Source organism: Blautia sp. MSJ-19, from assembly GCF_018918125.1.
Lineage (GTDB): Bacteria > Bacillota > Clostridia > Lachnospirales > Lachnospiraceae > Blautia_A.
Genome location: NZ_JAHLQA010000007.1, coordinates 177,975 through 200,718, shown reverse-complemented (window position 1 = coordinate 200,718; position 22,744 = coordinate 177,975). Strand labels below are relative to the sequence as shown.

General features: G+C 44.6%; 16 protein-coding genes. 7 read left to right on the top strand and 9 right to left on the bottom strand.

What is annotated here, in order from left to right; all coding sequences use genetic code 11:
• Positions 1–197 precede the first annotated feature (197 nt).
• Complete coding sequence (locus tag KQI91_RS04000) at positions 198–1,067, bottom strand: transporter substrate-binding domain-containing protein (RefSeq protein WP_216391582.1); 870 nt, start codon at positions 1,065–1,067, stop codon at positions 198–200.
• Positions 1,068–1,346: 279 nt separating this feature from the next.
• Here KQI91_RS04000 and hydF point away from each other — a divergent pair, with 279 nt between their 5' ends.
• Complete coding sequence (gene hydF / locus KQI91_RS03995) at positions 1,347–2,573, top strand: [FeFe] hydrogenase H-cluster maturation GTPase HydF (RefSeq protein WP_216391581.1); 1,227 nt, start codon at positions 1,347–1,349, stop codon at positions 2,571–2,573.
• Between the two features lie 282 nt (positions 2,574–2,855).
• Positions 2,856–3,713: a diaminopimelate epimerase gene (dapF, locus tag KQI91_RS03990; protein WP_216391580.1), complete on the top strand. Its 858-nt coding sequence runs from the start codon at positions 2,856–2,858 to the stop codon at positions 3,711–3,713.
• 769 nt (positions 3,714–4,482) lie between these two features.
• Here the strand turns inward: dapF and KQI91_RS03985 are convergent.
• The 8 genes from KQI91_RS03985 to KQI91_RS03950 all read right to left on the bottom strand — a co-directional run bounded on the left by KQI91_RS03985 (position 4,483) and on the right by KQI91_RS03950 (position 16,818).
• Positions 4,483–6,363 carry an amino acid ABC transporter ATP-binding/permease protein gene (locus tag KQI91_RS03985; protein ID WP_253288349.1) on the bottom strand — a complete coding sequence of 627 codons (1,881 nt, stop codon included), beginning with the start codon at positions 6,361–6,363 and terminating at the stop codon, positions 4,483–4,485.
• 18 nt (positions 6,364–6,381) lie between these two features.
• A complete protein-coding gene (locus KQI91_RS03980; protein WP_216391579.1) occupies positions 6,382–8,322 on the bottom strand; it encodes an ABC transporter ATP-binding protein/permease in 1,941 nt (646 codons plus the stop codon).
• A gap of 249 nt (positions 8,323–8,571) precedes the next feature.
• Entirely contained in the window at positions 8,572–9,390 is an 819-nt protein-coding gene (locus KQI91_RS03975) for a hypothetical protein (protein ID WP_216391578.1), read from the bottom strand.
• Between the two features lie 100 nt (positions 9,391–9,490).
• Positions 9,491–10,312: a metal-dependent transcriptional regulator gene (locus KQI91_RS03970; protein ID WP_216391577.1), complete on the bottom strand. Its 822-nt coding sequence runs from the start codon at positions 10,310–10,312 to the stop codon at positions 9,491–9,493.
• A gap of 1,006 nt (positions 10,313–11,318) precedes the next feature.
• The gene (gene aroE / locus KQI91_RS03965; RefSeq protein ID WP_216391576.1) at positions 11,319–12,185 is read right to left on the bottom strand and encodes a shikimate dehydrogenase; all 867 of its coding nucleotides are present in this window, start codon (positions 12,183–12,185) and stop codon (positions 11,319–11,321) included.
• Positions 12,186–12,664: 479 nt separating this feature from the next.
• Positions 12,665–13,555: a quinate/shikimate dehydrogenase gene (locus KQI91_RS03960; protein WP_334290851.1), complete on the bottom strand. Its 891-nt coding sequence runs from the start codon at positions 13,553–13,555 to the stop codon at positions 12,665–12,667.
• A gap of 208 nt (positions 13,556–13,763) precedes the next feature.
• Positions 13,764–15,785 carry an oxidoreductase gene (locus KQI91_RS03955; protein ID WP_216391575.1) on the bottom strand — a complete coding sequence of 674 codons (2,022 nt, stop codon included), beginning with the start codon at positions 15,783–15,785 and terminating at the stop codon, positions 13,764–13,766.
• Positions 15,786–15,879: 94 nt separating this feature from the next.
• Positions 15,880–16,818, bottom strand: a complete 939-nt coding sequence (locus KQI91_RS03950) for a LysR family transcriptional regulator (RefSeq protein WP_216391574.1) — start codon at positions 16,816–16,818, stop codon at positions 15,880–15,882.
• 459 nt (positions 16,819–17,277) lie between these two features.
• On the opposite strand from KQI91_RS03950, the gene KQI91_RS03945 reads away from it, so the two are divergent.
• The 5 genes from KQI91_RS03945 to KQI91_RS03925 all read left to right on the top strand — a co-directional run bounded on the left by KQI91_RS03945 (position 17,278) and on the right by KQI91_RS03925 (position 22,469).
• On the top strand, positions 17,278–18,492 hold the full coding sequence (locus KQI91_RS03945; protein WP_216391573.1) for an MFS transporter: 1,215 nt from the start codon (positions 17,278–17,280) through the stop codon (positions 18,490–18,492).
• A gap of 88 nt (positions 18,493–18,580) precedes the next feature.
• A complete protein-coding gene (gene aroD / locus KQI91_RS03940; RefSeq protein WP_216391572.1) occupies positions 18,581–19,342 on the top strand; it encodes a type I 3-dehydroquinate dehydratase in 762 nt (253 codons plus the stop codon).
• Positions 19,343–19,493: 151 nt separating this feature from the next.
• Complete coding sequence (locus KQI91_RS03935) at positions 19,494–20,120, top strand: TRAP transporter small permease (RefSeq protein WP_216391571.1); 627 nt, start codon at positions 19,494–19,496, stop codon at positions 20,118–20,120.
• Positions 20,120–21,409, top strand: a complete 1,290-nt coding sequence (locus KQI91_RS03930; protein ID WP_216391570.1) for a TRAP transporter large permease — start codon at positions 20,120–20,122, stop codon at positions 21,407–21,409. The genes KQI91_RS03935 and KQI91_RS03930 overlap by 1 nt, the downstream gene beginning before the upstream one ends.
• Before the next feature lie 10 nt (positions 21,410–21,419).
• Complete coding sequence (locus KQI91_RS03925; protein ID WP_216391569.1) at positions 21,420–22,469, top strand: TRAP transporter substrate-binding protein; 1,050 nt, start codon at positions 21,420–21,422, stop codon at positions 22,467–22,469.
• Positions 22,470–22,744: the final 275 nt, after the last annotated feature.

Genomic DNA, 22,744 nt, shown 5'->3' with positions numbered 1-22,744 from the left:
TTGTATAGTTAATTTTGCTGTATTACTTCTGAATACTGAATACAAAGATATCTTTTTAAACAGCAACAAATCCTCCCCATGCATGTATGGGGAGGAATCCGTTATCCATTTGTTACTGTTCGCCGGTAACCTTCAGTTCTTTCTATGAATGAGTTCAGAACTCATTTACCATTCTGATCTGAAATTAGTTACTGAAATTATTCTGCGTCTTCTGCAGTGTCGTCAGCTTCCGGAACTGCACCGTTCTCATCCAGTGTTCCTTCGTATGTCTGACCTGCTGCAAGTTCTGTTGCATCTGCGATGAATTTATCCATAGAACCGTCATCCAGTGCATCTGCGATCGCAGCGTTTACAGCTTTGAGAAGTTCTTCATTTCCTTTGCATACACCGATTGCAGATCCTTCTGTATCATATGGTACATCACATACGATCTCAAGATCCGGATAGTTTTTCTGATAGCTTTCTGCTACGGCTGTCTCGATGAATGCACCGTCCATCTTGCCTGTCAGAAGCTCTGTGATCAGGTCTGTAACCTTCGGAAGGGATACGATATCTGCATCCGGAGTGTTCTCATTTGCAAGGTCAAGCTGGATAGAACCAGTCTGTGCTCCGATGGAGTAGTCTTTGTTATTTGCATCTTCAAGAGTCTTGAACTGGTCTGCTTTGTCTTTTACTGTTACAAAAGACTGTCCGCCCATGTAGTACAGATCGGAGAAATCCATAGCATCTTCACGAGCCGGGTCCGGAGAAAGACCAGCCATGCCAAGATCTACGTTCTTCTGAGCAAGTTCGCTTAATACACCGTCGAAGTCCATCGGAACTACTTCAAGTTCCAGTCCCATCTTGTCTGCGATGTACTGAGCCAGATCCATATCAAATCCGGAAAGTGTCGGGTTGCCATCTTCGTCGATTGAATAGAATTCATATGGTGCGAAGTCCGGGCTTGTTGCTACTGTAAGTTTGCCATCTGTAACAGTTTCTACCTTATCATCAGCCATTGCCGGAACTGCCATGGATACTGCCATAACTGCACCAATCATAAGTGCTGTAATTTTCTTTAAATTCATCTTCTTTTCCTCCTCGTTTGTCCCTGGAATATTTATGCATGAAAAATGCATAATTCCTTTTCATTGGTCTTATTGTATCACACTATTCCAAAATTACAAGCAATACTTTCTTATTATAGTATACAAAATTTTTGATGCATTCCCTCTTTACTCTGATAAAACGCATAAAATGCACAACTTCTGCTTGAACATCCCCGGTACATTTCATATAATATAAGCAATACACTTTCACATTTTATTGTGTTAAAATCCGCAGTATTTTTTAAGGAGGGACGCTTTATGGGAATGAATCAGACACCCGCTTCTGAACGGGTACATATCAGCTTTTTCGGAAAAAGAAATGCCGGAAAATCCAGTGTCATCAATGCGGTGACCGGACAGGATCTTGCAATTGTTTCCTCGGTCATGGGAACAACAACTGACCCTGTCTACAAGACGATGGAACTTCTGCCACTCGGTCCTGTGGTTGTCATTGACACACCGGGAATTGATGATGAGGGAGAACTTGGTGCACTCCGTGTTCGCAAAAGTTATCAGGTATTAAACAAAACAGACATTGCCATCCTTGTTGTGGACAGCACAACAGGCAAGGGCGAAGAAGAACTTGCCATGATCCACCGTTTCCACCAGAAAAAAATCCCGTATCTGATCGTATATAATAAGATTGATCTGCTCTCAGGCGAAGAAGTCAGGGATCTCGCCATGTCCGTGCGCGCCGGTGAAGTTCTGGTCAGTGCCGCTGACGGGATGAATATCCAGGAGCTGAAAGAAAAGATTGCCACTCTGAAGCCAGAGGATACACACCAATATCCTCTGATCCAGGATCTGATCGAACCTCTGGATCTGGTGATCCTGGTCGTCCCGATCGACAAGGCAGCCCCAAAAGGCCGTCTGATCCTGCCGCAACAGCAGACGATTCGGGATATTCTGGAACGCGGGGCACTTTCGCTTGTGGTACGTGATACGGAGTTAAAAAGCACTCTGGATCATTTTCTGGCGCAGGGTGTCTGTCCCAAGCTGGTTGTCACAGACAGCCAGGCATTCGCACGTGTCTCAAAAGATGTACCGGAAAATATCACGCTGACTTCGTTCTCTATTCTTTTTGCAAGATATAAAGGCGAGCTGGAGACACAGCTGAAAGGCGTTGCTGCACTTTCTTCCATTGAAGACGGAGACCGTATTCTGATCGCAGAAGGATGTACACATCACCGTCAGTGTGGAGATATCGGGACCTGCAAGATGCCTGAATGGATCCGTAACTATACAGGTAAAAAACCAGTATTTGAATTCACTTCCGGCACAGAGTTTCCGGATGATGTTTCTTCCTATAAGATGGTTGTCCACTGCGGTGGCTGTATGCTGAATGAACGGGAAATGAAGTACCGCATCGCCTGCTGCCAGGATCAGGGCGTGCCGATCACCAATTATGGAATTCTGATCGCGCAGGTGACTGGAATTCTGAAACGCAGTCTTGGACCTTTCCCGGAAATGCAGCAGCTGATCTGACTTTTAAAGCATTGGATTTCAAATCAAATTTTAACGTTTCTGTGCTATACAGCCTCCGCACATTTATGTTATATTTGTAATTGAATTGCAATTTTTTATTCTGGTTTCACAAAACTATAACATTTTTTCGTTATACTGGAACCTCGTAATAAAAAATCAGTTTAAAATTTATCAAACCAGGTTTTATCAAAGGGGACGTGCTTTTATCAGGGGGAATATTTATCTCAGCTAAGAAGAGTCCTACTTCTATAGATAATAAAGATAATAAGGAGGATCTGTTTTATGAAATTTACAAAAATGCATGGAATTGGAAACGATTACGTATACGTAAACTGTTTTAAAGAAACGGTCACTAATCCGTCTGCTGTCGCAAAATTTGTCAGCGACCGTCACTTCGGAATTGGTTCAGACGGACTGATTCTGATCAAACCATCCGATGTGGCAGACTGCGAAATGGATATGTACAACCTGGACGGCTCCCAGGGTGCAATGTGTGGAAATGGCATCCGCTGTGTCGCAAAATATGCCTATGATTATGGTATCGTAAACAAGACCAGTATTTCTGTCGCTACCAAAAGTGGCATCAAATATCTGGATCTGACTCTGGGTAAAGACGGAAAGGTTGCGCTTGTTAAAGTCAATATGGGAGCGCCCATTCTGAATTCCAGACAGATTCCGGTTGTCTCTACAAAAGAGCAGGTAATTGATGAGCCATTAAATGTAGATGGCACACCTTACCGCATCACCGCTGTTTCTATGGGAAATCCACATGTAATCGTATATATGGATGATCTGAGAAATCTGGATATCGAAAAAATCGGCCCGAAATTTGAAAATCATATTGCTTTCCCGGACCGTATCAATACAGAATTTGTCAAGGTAATTGATCGTCATACTCTGCAGATGCGTGTATGGGAACGTGGTTCCGGTGAAACCCTTGCCTGTGGTACCGGGGCATGTGCAGTCGCTGTTGCTTCCACCCTGAACGGACTGGTCGATGAGGATCAGCCTGTTACTGTAAAACTGCTCGGCGGAGATCTGCAGATTCTCTGGAACCGCCAGGAGAATCTGGTCTATATGACCGGTCCGGCAACGACCGTATTTGATGGAGAGATTGATGTAAGCTTTTTGGAACGATAAGGGGACTTCCCTTGTACCCGCCTGTTTACACTGGCATGTAAGAAACTGCAAGGGGACTTCGCCATCCCCTTGCAACCCCTGGGCTGAAAAGCATAAGAAACTCTTATTATTCCAAATGCATCTAGTCGCATCCTCGTGGAGCGTTTTTGCTTTATTGGAACATTACGGAATAATTTCCTATAAAGTAAAAATAGCGGGCTCTTCGTTTTCGTAATACGAAGATTTCCCGCTATTTTGACATTCTATTGGTTCGGTTGACCAGCTATCGAATAACACCATTCTGAACCATCCATTTTCGAGCTATTTTTTGACCTACAAGCAAATAACTTCCTTCCGGACCACCCAATTTTTCTTGATTTGTGGACTCTGAATCTACTTATTTTCTTCAAGGTCATCCGTTTTCCTCAATCCTCGTTGGTCTCCTGATAACTTACTCATCTCCCAGTCATTTCAGCCCCCGATTTTCATGGACTTCCCGATAACTTACTCATCTCCTGGTCATTTCAGCACTCGATTTCCATGGACTTCCCGATAACTTACTCATTTCCCCGTCATTTCAGCACTCGATTTCCATGGACTTCCCGATAACTTACTCATCTCCCGGTCATTCCAGCCCCTCGATTTTTTCATCCTCAGTAAAGTTAGTACCCTTCCGTCTTATTCCACCTGGAACTCTTGTACCCTTCCCCACTTCATTCGTCCCGTCGAACACATTCCCAGGGGTGGGCGAGGGGACTGGACAAGTCCCTTCGCGATTCTGCTTCTCTTCTCAAGAGCACCTTCCTTCTTTCATTTCAAACACCACATCTGCTACATTCATGGTTGACTTCCTGTGCGACACAAGTACTACCGTCTTTTCTTCGGCGGATTCCCTGAGGGACTTGAGGATGATACCTTCATTCAGGGAATCCAGATTAGAGGTCGGCTCATCCATAAGCAGAAACGGGCTGTCGTGGAGAAATGCCCGTGCAATACCGATTCGCTGTTTCTCCCCGCCTGAAAGTGTATCTCCAAGTTCTCCTACTTCTGTGTCGTATCCCTTTGGCAGGCGCACGATAAACTCATGAATGGATGCTTTACGGGCAGCTTCCATGATTTCTTCTCTTGTTGCCCCCGGTTTACCAATTGCAATATTATTCGCAATCGAATCATGAAACAGGTGTGTTTCCTGTGTAACATAGCTTTCCATGTCACGGAGATGTTTCGTCGTAGTTTTCCGCACATCTTCCCCATCCACATGAATCACACCGGAATTCACATCCCAGAAACGCATCAGAAGTTTCAGAAGCGTGGATTTACCAGAACCACTCGCTCCGTGAATTCCCAGGATCTTCCCAACCGGAATATCCAGCGAATAATCCTCCAAAATCGTCTCATTCTCATACGCAAATGTCACATGCTGTGCATCCGCACCCGAGAATTTCCATCCCGTAGTTCCGTTATCACCACCAACTGCGTCGCCAGCAGACTGTCTCAGGTCATCCATCACCAGAATCCCCCCAACAGCCATCTGCTTTATATCCTCTTTACTTTGTTGTAGCCCATTCCACTCACCTTTTACTTCTTCCACCTGTGGTTTTTCTTCAAGGATCGACAAAACTCTCTCCCCACTCGCCAGGGTCTGGTTCAGATTATTGGAAAGACTTGACAATGCCACTACGGGGCCAAAAGATCCCATCATGGCAATCGTACACGTCAGCACTCCATCATATCCGATACTGCCCTGCCCATACAGATTCAGTGTCAGAAACAGCATCCCAAAAGATGCAAACAAAATCGTCAGATTCGTCACGGAACGCTGGCTTCCTTCCATCTCACTCAGTTTTTTCTGCATTCCGGCAAGCCCGTCAGAACGACTCTGCATCTCAGTGGCCCTTTTCGCCCCCTGCTGATATTGGAGCGTTTCATCCAGACCACGCAGTGAATCCAGCACGAAACTGTTCAGCTCTCCGAACTCTGTACGAAACTTCATGCCACTGTCGCCACCTCTTCTTCCATTCCAGAGAGGAATCACAAGGCCTACAATCAAATATGCCACTAACGCAAACACTCCTGCTGCCGGATGATATCCACCAATAAAAAGAATCATCACCAGAGATGTCAACACAGCAATGGCAATTGGAGAGATCGTGTGCGCATAAAAAACTTCCAGAAGTTCAATATCCGTTGTAATAATAGAAATCAAGTTTCCTTTATCGCGACCTTCCAGTTTCGCCGGACACAGTTTGCGAAGTGCGGCAAACACTTTGTGACGGATGATTGCCAGCAATTTAAATGCAATAAAATGGTTGCAATACTGCTCTGCATAATGCAGCACGCCTCTCAAAACCGCAATTACTGCCATGAGAATAAAAATTCCCTTTACACTCAAAAAACCCAGGAAAAATCCACCTGCTGCTTCCGCAAACCCTCCCGGCAAATCCATTCCTGATACACCTGCTGCAAGCCCCCGCAAAATCGTCTGTCCTGCAAGGATCGTCAGGAAAATCGCACAAAGATAACCTGCAGTTCCAAGCACGATTGCAAGCAGCATAATATGAAGCAGCGGCCTGATCAGTCCGATCAGCTCCAACATGATCTTCCCGGCACTTCTTCTCGACGTACCAGCCTCAGAGCCTGCCGCCCCATCTCTCTTCATTTTTGAACTCATTCCATTACCTCCTTCCTGTCATTTTTCCTGACTGACATTTACTCCATACTGCATGTCCCCGGAAATTTTCTTTCCAAAATCTCTATTCTCAACGTTCACATTCATCTCGAAATTTCCACCATTCTCGGACTTACGCTTCTCTCCGGTATTCCCACTGGACTCCGCATACTCTTCCAGCACTCTCTGACGCTCAAACAGTTCCGCATAATAACCATTCCGTTTCAGCAGTTCCTTGTGAACGCCCTGCTCCACAAATTCACCGTTTTTCATCATATAAATGCAGTCTGCCTCAACAACATTCGCAAGTCTGTGTGAGATCAGGATTACCGTTTTTGTCTTTGCAAGCTCCCGAATGACTTCCATGATCATCTCTTCGCTCTCGACATCTATATTACTTGTTGCCTCATCAAAGATATAGATTGGTGAATCATGTAAAAGTGCTCTTGCAAGTCCAAGCCTCTGTTTCTGTCCGCCAGACAGATTTCCCGCCTGCTCCTGAAGCTGTGTCTGCAATCCATCCTGCGCATCAAGAAAAGCCATCAGATTCATACGACCAAGCACAGAACGCATCTCGGCTTCTGTCGCATCCGGCTTCGCCATCCGAAGATTTTCTTCCACAGTTCCTTTAAACAGATAGCTGTTGTGCCGTACCAGAGTCACGTTCTTCATCAGGGATTCTTCCGCGATATCTCCGATCGTAACACCGCCAATTGTCACTTTTCCACTGAATCCATGATTTTTTCCGGATAAAATACCTGCGATCGTACTTTTCCCGCAGCCGGATTCACCAGCCAATGCCACAAAATTTCCGACCGGAACCTCAAACGAAATCCCTTTCAATATCTCCCGCTCCTTCTCATATGAGAAATGAACATTCTCGAATTTCACCGCGAACCCCGACTTCTCAATATCTCTACCTGAATCCACACCTTCTTCTGCTCCTGTCACGCTGTCTGCCGACGCCCCTCCGCACAATACTTCATCCAGTTCCACCTGACCAGCTTCCGGCTCCGGAAGATCCAGAATTGCAAAAATCTTGTCACTCGCTGCCATTCCATTCATTGCAATATGAAAAAATGAACCCAGCAGTCGTAACGGAATAAAGAACTCCGATGCCAGCAGCACGATCGTTACGCATCCTGCAAAACCAAGCCGTCCCGCCAGAAATTCTGAAACTGCCACGATCATTCCGACCGCCGCCCCGCCATATGCCACAATGTCCATCACACTCGTGGAATTCAGCTGCATCGTGAGTACTTTCATCGTGATACGACGGAATGTCTGTGCTTCTTCATCCATCTCGTCAGCTTTTTTCTCATCCGCCTGATAAATTTTCAGAGTTGTCAATCCCTGCAGATTTTCCAGAAAAGAATCGCCCAGTCCCGTGTAAATACTCCAATATTTATTAAGAAGCTTTTTTGCAATCTTCTGCACTGCTACAATGGAAATCGGAATCAGTGGCACACAGATCAGAAGAACGACACTCGCCTTCATGCTTACCCGGCAGAGTACTACAAACAACGTCACCGGTGCCAGCAGACTGTAAAAAAGCTGTGGCAGATAACGTCCGAAATACGTTTCCAACTGCTCTACACCCTCTGTACTCACCTGCATGACCTCAGAAGTTGAAACCCACTCACGGTATGCCGGTCCGAGGCGCAGCATTTTGTCGTAAATCTTCTGACGGAGAATTTTTTTGACATCCACGCTCGCTTTGTAGGAGGCAGCTGCTGCCTGTCTCTCGCAGACAAACCGCAAAGCGATACAGACTGCCAGCACCACGACTGTTTTCTGCCAATCTGCCGCATCCACAGTTCCATACAAGACATTTTCCAGAAGTCCTGCAATGGAAAAAACAGCCGTCATCTGCGCGATCAGTGCAAGCCACTGCCAGAAAACCTGCAATCCGATGTATTTTTTTGCATGGGATAAAAGTCCCACAAGTCTTTTTTTAATCATGCTAAACCACTCCGTTATTCTTACTCTGCTACGAAACTAACACATGTAATCAGCCAAAATCAACTGTTTTTCTTTGTTTCGTTCCCGTCGGGCACGAAACTGAATTCATAAAAAATGCGTAATTTGGAGCTTTCTCAGATTTTCCCAACAAAAAAAGGCCAAAACTTCTTCATTTCAACCTTTAATCTTTTTGAGGAACTTCTCCTTCCCCGTCAATATAAATTATCTCTGACAGATCCGCTCTTTTCCTTACAGCCAAAACATCAGAAGTGCGGTGCTTTCCGGCATATGTGCTTTGCCTGCACTGCAGGTAACAGTAATCATGATCATGCCTTTGATATTTCCGTGGCTGCTTTTTATAAAACGGCACGCACTTAAAGGAATACGTACTTTGTCCGTACGGAGATCCACTTCGTAAAGCTGCCCCTGCTTCTCATATTTCAAGGAAGAAAGCCATCCTGTCATATCTTTTCCATCAATCCTGGAAATTCCATGCACCGGACAAATCGTAAGTTCAATCCAACTTCCTCTGTTGTTGTGTCGGATCATTGCAAGATGCTCAAATCCATAATGTGCCATGGACAGACGCGTTTTTGCATTCCGGTTGACCTGCAGAAGCGCAATTTCCACTTCATAGTTGCCCTTTTCCAGAACTTTTTCCAGAAACCAGGCGGTTGACTCTTCGGTCTGTATATTAGTCGTGTCCTTTTTTACTTTAATATCACTTCTGGTAATCGACATCAAAAGCTCATAGTCAACATTTTCAACAAGCTGTCGAAGTCTTTTCGGCATTTCTTCTTCGCTGATGCCAAGACGTGCGAGATAGTCACGCGTATCGTGGAGAAGTCTTTTATACATTTTAAGTGCACAAATACCAGGTTCCGTGAATTCATACTGTTCTGTCAGATATCCACAGATCACACACTCTTTAAAAAAGCGGCTCACCGGACCATGGCTTACCCCGCAGATATCTGCGACTCTCCCAACACATCCGCGTTTTTTCTCTGTCTTTTCAAGAGCGATCAAATATGTAATCTGAAGAAGCGATGGATGAAGTAATTCCTGCATTTCTAAAATCCCCTTATCATTATGGTATCAATATACGACGCAGCTATTTGTCATTTGGAAAATTCGTGTTTATCCAAAAATGTTTCCTTTTCATGCTTTTTTACCAGATATGTACATCCAGTTCACGAGTATTCCAGTCCAGTGGATATTCACCGTCGCGTGCAAACGCAATCAGTACATTTCCTTCTATGATCGGATCCTGTCTCTGCAATGTAAATTCAAAGATATCGGATGGCAAAACAGGTCTGCCATCGTGTTCTTGCGCACAAACCCACTGCTTCTGTTCCTGATACCACAAATGGCCCGAATGATCCCCTGTCGGCTCCAGCTCAAACCAGCTTCTGTCTTCCTCTACATGAAGGCGGATATTTTCGGAAAAATTCTGAAATTCACGGGCAAATCTGCGTGGATAGGTTTTTTCCATATAATAAATCCCCATCAGGAAGGCATACTCTCCCGGATCATAACGATAACTGAGGTCCGTATAACGAAGTACCCTTTCGAATGTTTCACCATAATTCATGAAATTACATATCTGACGAACGGTCTCTTCACTGACAATGTGCTCGATACGGCAGGCATCTTCTCGTGCAGTCTCACTCTCCACCCCGACAAACTGCAAAAACTGCATAAAAGTTTCGTGGCGGTGACTGCATTCCGCACCAGTGATACGTCCAAGTTCAGTAATACAGATCTGTTTTCCCTCCGGAGAAAGCTCCACATAACCATGCCGCTTCATCTGGCGGATATAATATGTCAGCTCTTTTTCTGAAAAATTCAGTTGTGCACTGATATCCTGTATGGTTAAAAGATTTTTTCTCTGTGAAATACGACAAAGTTCTTCCAGAAGATCTTCTTCTATCTCCCTGTGCGAAGACGGCATGTCAAGACCGATCCGCGTTGGCAAAGTGACTTTCTGCATGTGCATGTCCTCCTTGCAGTAAATGATATGTGTACAGCTGTTATTAGATGTGACTAACTATTTTTCATTATAGATACAAAGCAAGAATTTTGTCAAGATTTGCAAGGGGACTTCCCTTGAACCCGTCAACTTGCATTGACGTTTTTAGAGGTTGAAAAGCATAAGAAACTCTTATTATTTCAAATGCATCTAGTCGCATCCTCACGGAGCGTTTTTGCTTTATTGGAACATTACGGAGTAATTTTGTATAAAGTAAAAATAGCGGGCTCTTCGTTTTCGTAATACAAAGATTTCCCGCTATTTTGACATTCTATTGGTTCGGTTGACCGGCTATCGAATAACACCATTCTGAACCATCCATTTTCGAGCTATTTTTTGACCTGCAATCAAATAACTTCCTTCCAGACCATCCAATTTTTCTTGATTTATGGACTCTGAATCTACTTATTTTCTTCAAGGTCATCCGTTTTCCTCAATCCTCGTTGGTCTCCTGATAACTTACTCATCTCCTGGTCATTCCAGTCCTCGATTTCCATGGACTTCCCGGTAACTTACTCATCTCCTGGTCATTTCAGACCTCGGTTTCCATGGACTTCCCGGTAACTTACTCATCTCCTGGTCATTCCAGCTCTCGATTTCCATGGACTTCCCGGTAACTTACTCATCTCCTGGTCATTTCAGGCCTCGGTTTCCATGGACTTCCCGATAACTTACTCATCTCCTGGTCATTTCAGACCTCGATTTCCATGGACTTCCCGATAACTTACTCATCTCCTGGTCATTTCAGACCTCGATTTTTTCATCCTCAGTAAAGTTAATACACTTCTGTCTTTCCTCACCTGGAACTCTTGTACCCTTCCCCACTCCATTCGTCACGTCGAATGCATTCCGAGGGGAGTGTGAGGGGACTGGACAAGTCCCTTCACGGTTTTCTCACTCCAATGAGGAGTTGAGGTAGAACTTCCAGGTTCCCTTCACAGCTTCTCAAGCCGTATATTCTCTCTTCTTAAGAGAAATATTTCTCTTTAATGATTTCTACCGGCATCTCCTCACCGGTCCAAAGCTTGAAGGATGCAGCTCCCTGATACAGCAGCATGTACATGCCGTTACCGGTCTTGCATCCGGCTTCTTTCGCTTCACGGAGAAGTCTTGTTTCCTGTGGGTTGTAGATTACATCAAATACAAACAGATCTTTGTGGAACATGCTTGTATCTGTGATGATCGTTCTGTCTACATTCGGTGCCATTCCTACAGAAGTACCATTTACAAGGATTGCACTGTCTGCGATAGATGCACGCAGGATCTCCGGATCAGAGAAATCATGCAGAGTTACTTTGCACTCTGTACGCTCGTTCAGCTTCGCAACGATTTCCTCTGCTCTTCCGAAGAAATTATCTCTTACATTGAATACATTAATCTCAGCAACACCATCCAGTGCAGCCTGTACCAGAATCGCTGTTGCAGCTCCACCGGCACCGAGAAGTGTCATTTTCTTTCCAATGATGTCCACGCCATCTTCTTTGACAGCTCGCATGAATCCAACACCGTCTGTAGTATATGCAGTCAGTACGCCATTATCGTTGACGATGGTATTACATGCCCCTGAAATTTCAGATGCAGGAGATACCTTGTCAGCAAGTTTGCACATGATGTTCTTGCCCGGCATGGTGATATTCCATCCTCTTGCACCCATTGTTCTCAGTCCCTGTACTGCTTCCGGCATTTTATCTTCCGGTACATCAAATGCAAGATATGTATAATCCAGTCCCAGCTGATCGCATGCTTCGTTGTGCATTTCCGGAGAAACACTGTGTGCGACCGGGCTTCCAAGTAAACATAATAATCCGGTGTGTCCTGTGATATGTTTTGACATAATCCATATTCCTTTCCGCGTATCAAGATTTGGCGATTTCACCCTCGCCTGTACATGTGATTTATTATACACGATTTAACGTGATAAAGCAAAGACTATTTTCATTTTCTCGTATACACCCTATTTTGTTCTAAAGCATGTCCCATTTTGTTCTAAACCATGTTATACTGATTATGTTGTCCAACCAATACCCGGCAACGGGAGGAGGTGTAAGCCCCTTGGAAAACATCATTATTTCTTTTCTTGTCTCCTGTACGGCAAGCATAGCCGCCTATTATGTTTGCAAATGGTTAGATGGCGACAAGTGAGGCAACACTAGCCTGGTAGTTTCTTGTCTACTATAAATAAACAAGAAGAAGCCCCCAGTATTCGCACTACTGAGGGCTTCACTCTTTTTTGTCCCCTTGGACTCGTCATTTCTTTTCGCCTATTGGCATTATAGCATATGTCTCTTCTTAAATCAATATACTAAATTTCTCTTAGATTCCAAGTTTTTCTTTCATGTAATCTACCGGTGTATCTTTTCCAGTATACAGTTTGATGGCGATCAGTGCCTGGAACAGCATCATGCTCATACCATTGTAAACTTTTTCGCATCCTGCTTCTTTAGCCTGTTTCATCATAACAGTTTCGCGTGGTGCATAAACAGTATCTGTTACGATCAGGTCTTTCTTGAAGAAAGAAGTATCCGGGATGTTGGAAAGGTCTTCCAGTGGATGCATTCCTACACCTGTTGCATCGCAGAACAGATCTGCTGCATGCATTTTTTCTTTGAGGAGGTCATGGTCTGCAAGGTCATTCATTGTAGCTTTGCAGTTTGTATTCTTGTTGATCAGGTCAACGATCTCTTCTCCACGGCTGTAGAATTTATCTTTGATGTTGAAGATCTCGATCTCTGCGATTCCGTCAAGAGCTCCGCGTACTGCAATTGCTGTAGCAGCTCCGCCGGTTCCGATCAGAACCATCTTCATTCCTTTGAAATCAATGCCTTCTTCTTTGAGTCCCTGCCAGTATCCCATACCGTCAGTGTTGTAGCCTTTGAGCTTTCCTGTAACCTGTCCGTTTTCGTCGCGCATGTTTACAACTGTGTTGATAGCACCGCATAATTTGGCAGCTTCATCAACTTCGTCCAGATATTTGTGAACAACAGTTTTATTCGGCATGGAGATGTTGGAGCCAAGCATTTTGAGAGCACGAATACTCTGAACAGCGTCTTTCAGGGAATCGTTGTCTACTTCAAATGCAAGCTGGATAACGTCATCACCGTTTTTGTCATATGCGAGGTTGTGAGTTGTCGGTGACTGTGTATGACGGATCGGGTAAGCCATTAATCCTACTAATTCTGTATGTCCTGTTACGTTTGGCATAATTTTTTCCTCTTTTCTTTTTATATGATATGTATTCTGATACCCACGACTTGTTCCATTGCTTCGCAATTCCCACAAGTCTGCAAACATGAGAAATCCGCAGATTTGCTACGCAACTCGCTGCTTTCTCATGTTTGAGTGGCTTTTAAATTCAAACGCTTCCCCATGTAAGCATGGTTCAGCATTTGTACTTTTAAAGCCTTGGTATCATTTATTCAAGCGGCTCTAAGTGCAGGAATCCCTGAGATTCCAGTACGTTCAGTACTGCACGGCCTTCCATGGTACCTTCCATGATACGACGGGCACGAACGGAATCTCCGATGGTGTATACATAAGTATCTGTATCCTTGAACGCCTCTTCCAGTTCCGGAAGTACCGGGTTGTTGGAACGCATTCCAAGGCAGTTGAATCCGAGGTCGAATTCCATATCCTTGATCTGTCCATCCGGAAGTTTTACTGTAAATGCATTTTCTTTTACTTCCTGAAGCGCTGTGTTTACATATTCCTTGACACCATATTTGTCATGAGTCTCACGCATGGAACATTTGGTGATCGGGTCTGCAAGCATACCGATCTGAGGAAGCATATCAATGATCGTACACTCTGCTCCGCGAGGTGCAAAATATTCGATCACGTCAAGTCCAACGGATCCACCGCCGACTACAACGACTTTTTTGCCTTTGCATGCTTCATCCGGATATTTGCCGGCATTCAGGTTGTTGATCATATCAAAAATTGTAGCCACGTTTCCGGCCTCGATATTTTCCTTGAGACCTTTGATCGGCGGAACAAGCGGTACGGAACCTGTTGCATTTACAACGATATCCGGCTTGAACTGTTTTACCTTTTCAACAGTTGCTTCTGTATTCAGGAAAACATAAAGATTTTTCAGTCTGGCAGCACGTGCTTCCAGATATTTCGGGAAATCTTTCATACGGGTCTTGCTCGGAAGATCTGAAATAAATGTGGAGAGACCTCCAAGGTGATCCTTCTTTTCCAGAACGAATACGTTACAGCCTACTTCGGCCGCTGTACATGCAGCTTCCAGACCCGCTGTACCACCACCTACAACTACAACATTGCAGTTCTTGTTGACTTTGAGTGCTTTATAGATATCACCTTCCGGTACAGCCGGGTTGACTGTACAACGGATCGGGCGGTTAACACCAATACGGTTTCCGGCACATCCGACATTACATGAGATACATTTACGAAGAATATCTTCCTCGCCATTCTCTACTTTTTTAACCCAGTTCGGCTCTGCGATAAGACCACGTCCCATTCCGACGATATCTACATCGCCACTCTCGAGAACTTTCTCGACGATCTTAGGATCACGGTAGTTACCTGCATTGATAACCGGTTTCTTGAATTTATCCTTTACGGCTCTTGCCATGTAGGATCTCCATCCATCCGGAAGATAGTTGGAGTCGATCTGATACTGAAGAGATGGGTTCAGAGCACAGGAAACATCGTACATATCTACGAACTCATCGAGATATTCCAGATATTCCAGAGTGTCTTCCAGAGTGTTTCCACCCGGTACTCTCTCTTCTGCAGAGATACGGACGATGATCGGGAACCAAGGTCCTACATTCTTACGAACTTCTTCGAGTACCATACGTGGGAAACGAAGACGGTTCTCAACAGAACCTCCGAACTCGTCTGTTCTCTTATTATAGTAAGGGGAGATGAACTGGCTCATCAGATAAGAATGTCCGCAGTGGATCTCAATCGCATCAAAACCGATTGCCTGGACACGCTTTGCAGCCTCTCCATATTTTTTAACAGTTGTAAGGATTTCTTCCTTTGTCATCGGACGCGGAACTTCTCCGCCGGCCTTTGTCGGGATATTTGAAGAAGATACGGTTTCCATTCCGGTTCTTGCAGAAGAAGCAGATGCTCCGGCATGGTTTACCTGGATTGCTACTGTAGCACCATTCTTATGAAGGTTTTCTACGAGCTGATAATAACGCGGCATAAAGCTGTCGTGGTCAATACGGATCTGACTGGTACCGTTGGATCCTACCGGATACTCAATGTTGGCATTTTCCAGAATGATAAGACCTGTGCCGCCTTTTGCACGGAGTGAGTAATAATTCATATGACGGTTACTCATCTCACCGCTTGTCTCACCGTAGTTTGTTCCCATCGGGGTCATTGCAATACGGTTTTTAATAGTAGTTCTTTTAATTGTTATCGGTTCAAAAATCTTTGGGTAATCACTCTTCATGAAATAATCTCCTATTCATTCATAAATAATCAAATATGACATTCACATGAGTGGCAATCCTTTGTTTGTGACACAATTATCATAACTCTTTGTATTAAAAATTAACAATATCTTTCAGATAAATTTTTGATACATTTTCGGTATCATTTGCATTTTCTGCCTGCTGCTCCTTCATATAATCAATAAAACGTTCCACTGCCGGCAGGCGATAACGGTCTTTCATCCAGAACATAAACACCTGGCGGTAGATCTCCAGCCCTTTTAATTTGTGGATATTGATCCCTGATGAATTCTCAAGGATATCTGTCCGTGGCATCAATGCGATTCCAAAATTTTCTCTTACCAGTGAAACGATGGAATACTCATCCGGACATTCTACGATCATATTCGGATCGATCTGGTATTTTTTGTATAGATACTTTGCATAGGTTCCCATCCAGGAGGCTTTTTCGTAACCAATCACCGGATAATGGTTCAACTCTGCAAGCGGTACTTCCCGGATTCCTGCAAGAGGATGAGCTTTCGGAGTGATGATCACCAGTTCCTGCGCGCTAAGTGGAAAAAACTCCATATCATCTTTCTGTAAATATCCTCCAAATCCAATGTCCAGTTCTCCTGTCCGCACCTTCGCAGCGATTGCCGGTGTATGGTTCTGCCAGAAATTAAAAACGACATTCTTATTCTCTTCTTTATTCAGAAATTCTCTTACTTTATGTGGAATATAATGGCCTGCAAGCGGGAAAATATAACCAATATCAATCTTGCCACCGTCCGAAGAAAGCTCCTGCATCTTTCCTACTGCCACATCACAGTCTGCTGCGATCCGGTCTGCATGCTCCAGAAAAAGCTGTCCCGCCTTGGTAAGTGTCACACCACGTCCTTTTTTCTCAAAGAGAGCAACCCCCAGTTCACTCTCCAGTGCCGCCATGGAACGACTCAGCGATGGCTGCGAAATGTACAGTTCTTCTGCTGCCTGATGATAGTTCTCCAGTCTTGCTACTTTTTGAAAATACAGAATCTGATTCAGTGTCATATTCTTTTTCCTCCTGTATACCATGCCCCAAATTCATTCGTATTACCCTGCTTTTTTATAAAAATCCTTACATTATTGTAATCGTACAAAATTTGCATTTATTATATCACATTAATGCATTCAATGCATTAGTTTTCCCCTTTAAAAGCATTAGACTACATGCATTGTACCTGTTACAATACAATCAAATGTTATTTTTTTAACACAATTTACCACGGCATTTCTACTGTTTGTGACAGAACAAAAGAAAACCGACGTAATTACTGCTGCTCACTCCGTTCACAGCATTTGGTCAAAATGCATTCCAAATCACCTTCGGTGATGGCATTTTGCCCCGTGTGTCTCGGGATTTTGCCATATTCATGGCAAAACACCTCGCGGGATATTACCTGTGCACAGTAACAGCATAATTACCCCCCACACTATTTTATTTTTTCAGGAAAAGAAAAGGAGAACAACATGAACAAGAAATACCTGCCAAGTGCATTAATTTTGTACTTGAACTACTTCATCCATGGTGTTGGATGTTCTATCTTAGGACAGGCAGTCATCAAAGAAGCGCTCGCAACCGCATGGGGCGTTGAGGCAATGGCAATCACAGCAATCTCTGCTGCTCTTGGACTTGGACGACTGATCGCCCTTCCTTTTGCAGGCCCTCTTTCAGACAAATTAGGACGCCGTATTTCCACAGCGATCGGAAGTGCTTCCTATGCAATCTATCTGATCGGTCTGGCACTCGCATTTAACGCCGGAACAAACGGCGGATACACAATCGCTTATGTATGCGCGATCGTCGGCGGTATCGCAAACTCCTTCCTTGATACAGGTATCTACCCGGCAGTTTCCGAGATTATCTACAAAGCTCCTGGTGTTGCTACAATGGGAATCAAATTCTTCATCGCTATCGCACAGATGATGCTTCCATTCGTACTCGGTGCAACCGTAGCTACTACTGCTGCAGGACTTACTTCTTACAACCGTTTATTCTACGGATGTGGAATCATCTACCTTGTACTTTTTGTACTGGTATTCCTGTTCCCGCTTCCGGATGCTGACCAGAAAGCAGCCGGCAAAAAAGAAGGCCTTATCGACAGCCTGAAACACACTCATTTTTCACTTGAATCCGTTGCTATGATCCTGATCGGATTCACCTGCACAGGTACTTTCCAGTTATGGCTGAACTGTGCACAGAACTTTGCAAAAGAAAACGTAGGCTGGGCTGACCCGTCTATCATGCAGACATATTACTCAGCAGGAACCCTGATCGCACTTGTTGTAACAGCACTGCTTACAAGAAAGATCAAAGACGTTCGTTTCATCGTGATCTACCCGGTTATCTGCCTTGCAACTCTGATCGTTGTACTTATGGGACAGAGCCAGACACTTATGATCGCCGGTGCATTCATCATCGGATGGGCAGGCGCAGGCGGACTTCTGCAGATTGCAACTTCCGTATGCAACATGCTCTTCCCTAAGATCAAGGGAACTGTAACCGCACTTGTAATGATCGCATCTTCCCTCTGCAACTACACGATCCTGACAGCAGCATCCAAAATGCAGCCGTCTCAGGTTATGACAATGAACATTGTTCTTACAGCAGTTGGTGTTGTACTCGGACTGTATGTAAACATCCGTTACAAAAAAATGGTTGCACTCGCAGAAGCTGAGAACTAAAATGAGAACCAAGGGTGGTTTGCAGGATTGTGAGAGTGCATAGCACGGAACAATCCGTAATCATTATATAATAGAAAGGAAACTCATCATGAATACAGTTAAAATCCGTGACATCGAAATCGGTGCAGGCGCACCGAAGATCATCGTTCCGATCGTTGGCGTTACAAAAGAAGACATCATTGAAGAAGCCAAAACATTTGATTCCATTCCGGTTGATGTTGTTGAATGGCGTGTAGACTGGTTTGAAGGTGTTTTTGATTTTGCTAAAGTTGAAGATGTACTGAAAGACCTTCGTGAGGCTCTTGGAAATATTCCGATTCTTATGACATTCCGTACTTCCAAAGAAGGCGGAGAAAAAGCGATCGAGCCGGAAGCATATGCAGAACTGAACATCAAAGCAGCTCAGACTGGTTATGTAGATCTCATTGACGTAGAGATCTTTACAGGTGATGACATCGTTAAAAAGATCATCGACGGAGCTCATGCAGCAGGCGTTAAAGTTATCGCTTCCAACCATGACTTCTTCAAGACTCCTGCAAAAGCAGACATCATCTATCGTCTCCGCAAGATGCAGGATATGAACGCAGATATCCCGAAAATCGCTGTTATGCCACAGAATAAGAAAGACGTTCTTACTCTTCTGGCTGCAACAGAAGAAATGTCTACAGATTATGCAGACAGACCGATCATCACAATGTCTATGGCAGGCACTGGCGTAATCAGCCGTCTCTGCGGTGAAGTATTTGGTTCTTCCATGACATTCGGTGCCGCAAAGAAAGCATCCGCACCGGGACAGATGGGAGTAAATGATCTGAATACAGTCCTTGGACTTCTTCACAATGCTCTGTAATTATATATAATATTTACTTCTTGAAAACACCGGTATTTTTATTTAAAATAAAGATACCGGTGTTTTTATAACTGTAATTTTTTATAACTATAAAGCACTAAACAGTTATTCGCGGAAAAACATCTATATTTACTTTTAAGGGAGGTCCTTCATGAAAAAAATACTTCACTGGCTGGACGAGAACCTCGAAGAATTTATCCTGGTCGTTTTCCTGATCGCCATGACACTCATCATGGGCATTCAGGTATTCTGCCGTTATGTTCTTGGAATGTCTCTTTCCTGGTCTGAGGAACTTACCAGATATCTTTTCATCTGGTGCGGATTCTTAAGCGTAAGCTACTGCAGTAAGAAATGCTTATCCATCAAGATTGAGCAGTTTGTCGCCATCTTCCCGCGTCGCGGCAAGGCTATCTTCAAAGTAGTGAACCACACATTCGAGCTGATCTTTTTCATCTACATGATTCCGTTTGCTTATTCTTATATGATGTCTTCTGTTCACAGCGGACAGCTTTCTCCGGCTTGCGGCATCCCGATGTACTATGTGCAGGCAGCTCCTCTGGTTTCCTTCGTACTGGTCGCTTTTCGTGTCCTGCAGCGCTGGATCATCGAATTCCGTGTAGCACGCGGCGAAAACGTATTTGACCCGGCTCATCCGGAACGAAACACTCCGGAATCCTTTATCCAGGCCAATGCTGAATCTCCTGCTGAACAGGCCATTGAAGCAGGAATCGACAACCGTATCAATACGATCAAAAATTCAAATGAGGAGGAACACTAATGCCAGTCGTAGTTTTATTTATTATCTTTGTAGCCTTACTGGTCATCGCAGTTCCGGTATCCATCACACTTGGAATTACCTCTGTTCTTCCTTCCGTGTTTGATCCATCCTTTACTGTCGGTGCCAAATATCTGATCCGTGCCATGTTTGGAGGTCTGGACTCCTTCCCGCTCCTTGCAGTTCCGATGTTCGTCCTTTCCGGTATCATCATGGCGAAGGGCGGTATTTCAAAGAAACTGTTTGATGTCTTTGCTTATTTCCTCGGTAAATTCACAGCAGGTATGCCGTGTGCCGTTATCGTCACCTGCCTTTTCTACGGTGCGATCTCCGGTTCTGCGCCTGCTACTGTTGCCGCTGTCGGAAGTATGACGATTCCGATTCTGACCAACCTCGGATATGACCTGACTTTTTCTACCGCGATCGTGGCTGTAGCCGGAGGACTTGGCGTTATCATTCCTCCGAGTATCCCGTTCATCATGTACGGTATGGCATCCGGCGCATCCGTCAGTGACCTGTTCCTTGCCGGTATTATTCCGGGTCTGATGATTGGAGCTCTGCTGATGATTTACGCCATCTACCATTGCAAACGCTATGGTGAAGATAAAGCGAAAATCCATGAGGAAGTACAGATGCTTCACGACAAAGGTCTGCTGAAAGTGCTGAAAGAAAGCTTCTTCGCACTGTTAAGCCCGGTTATCATCCTCGGATGCATCTATACCGGTGTCGCTTCTCCGACAGAGGCCGCTGTTATCTCTGTCTTCTACGCACTGATCATCAGTCTGTTTGTATACAAAAGCATCCATGTGCGTGATATCTGGGCAATCCTTGTAGAAGCGATCCGTACTTTTACACCGATTCTGTTCATCCTGGCAGCATCCACAGCCTTCTCCAGAGTCCTGACTCTGATGCAGGTACCGCAGACTGTCAGTGAATTTATCCTGAACAACTTCCACAGCCCGGTAGCGATTCTGCTGATCATCAATGTCTTCCTGCTGATCGTGGGAATGGTTATGGATACCACACCGGCTATCCTGATCCTGACACCGATCCTGCTTCCAATCGTGCAGGCAATCGGCATGAACCCAATCCAGTTTGGTGTCATCATGGTCGTAAACCTTGCGATCGGATTCGTAACTCCTCCAATCGGAGTAAACCTGTTCGTTGCAAGTTCTCTGACCGACGTACCGGTTATGGATATCGCGAAGAAAGCAATGCCGATGATCATATTTTTCCTGATCGCGCTTCTTCTGATCACCTTCATCCCGGCAATCTCTATTGGAATCTTATAGGAGGAAAGACATGAAAAAATTTACTACATGCAATACAGATAAAAAAAGTGGTCGCATCCTCCGTATGATCCCAGTAGCAGCTGTAGCCGGTGCTTTAAGTATCGCGCTTACAGGATGTGGAACTTCCGAGGATGAGGTACAGCGTTATTCCTGGCCGCTGGCAACTGCTAGCCCGGAAGATACGGTAACACAGATCTTTGCGGAAAAGTTTGCCGAAGAAGTTGCTGATTTAAGCGATGGAAAAATGAAAATTCAGGTTTATGCAAACTCCACGCTTGGTGGTGACCGTGATCTGCTCGAAACCTGCTCTGATGGTGATATTCCATTTGTCGTACAGAATACGGCCCCTCAGGTCTCCTTCATGAGTGATCTGGCGGTCTTTGACCTTCCGTGTGTCTTTGATTCTCTCGACGACTGTCGTAAGAAGATTGACGATCCGGAATTCTACAGTCTCATCAGCGACGTTTACACAGATGGAGGCTATCATCTGCTCGGTATGGCTGACCAGGGATTCCGTGTCATGAGTACAAATAAAGCAGTCAACAGCTTTGCTGATTTCAAAGGGCAGAAGATCCGTACCATGGAAAACAGTTATCATCTGGCATTCTGGAAAGCGCTTGGTGCGAACCCGACTCCGATGAGTTTCAGTGAGGTTTATATCGGTCTGCAGCAGCATACGATTGATGCACAGGAAAACCCATATGAGGTTATCGTTTCCAACAACCTGTATGAACAGCAGGATTATGTGGTGGAGACAAATCATCTGCCGCATCTGATCTCTCTGATCGTCAACGATGATTTCTTTAAGGATCTCCCTGCGGACGAACAGGAGATCATGACAGAAGCGGCACAGCTCGCGACAGAGTACGCAAGGGAACAGTCCGATGCACGTATCGCAGATAAAGTTGCGACGATTGAGGAAAGCGGTACTCAGATCATTACACTGTCTGATGAAACACGGAAAGAGATCCGTGAAGCCTCCAAAGGGGTTTACGAATCCATCAAGAAAGTGATTGATCCTGCGATTTACGATTCCTATATGGAAAATGTAGAAAAATAAGAAAAGAAGAATACGTTTCCAAAAAAGTAGTATCCAATCTGTTTTATACAGGCTGTTTCCAAAATCTGGAAGTGCTAAGAAAAGAAAATTCTACAAAAAGCACCATGAAAAATGCCAAACTCGCTATCGCTCAAACAATGTCATTTTTCACGGCAAAGTAGAATTTTATTTTCTAAGAACTTCTACAGATTTTATCAAGGCCTGTATAAACTCAGACAGGATACTCTTTTTTTACCGTATTGCTTCTCCACGACACCCTCGCGTGGGGAAGGTCA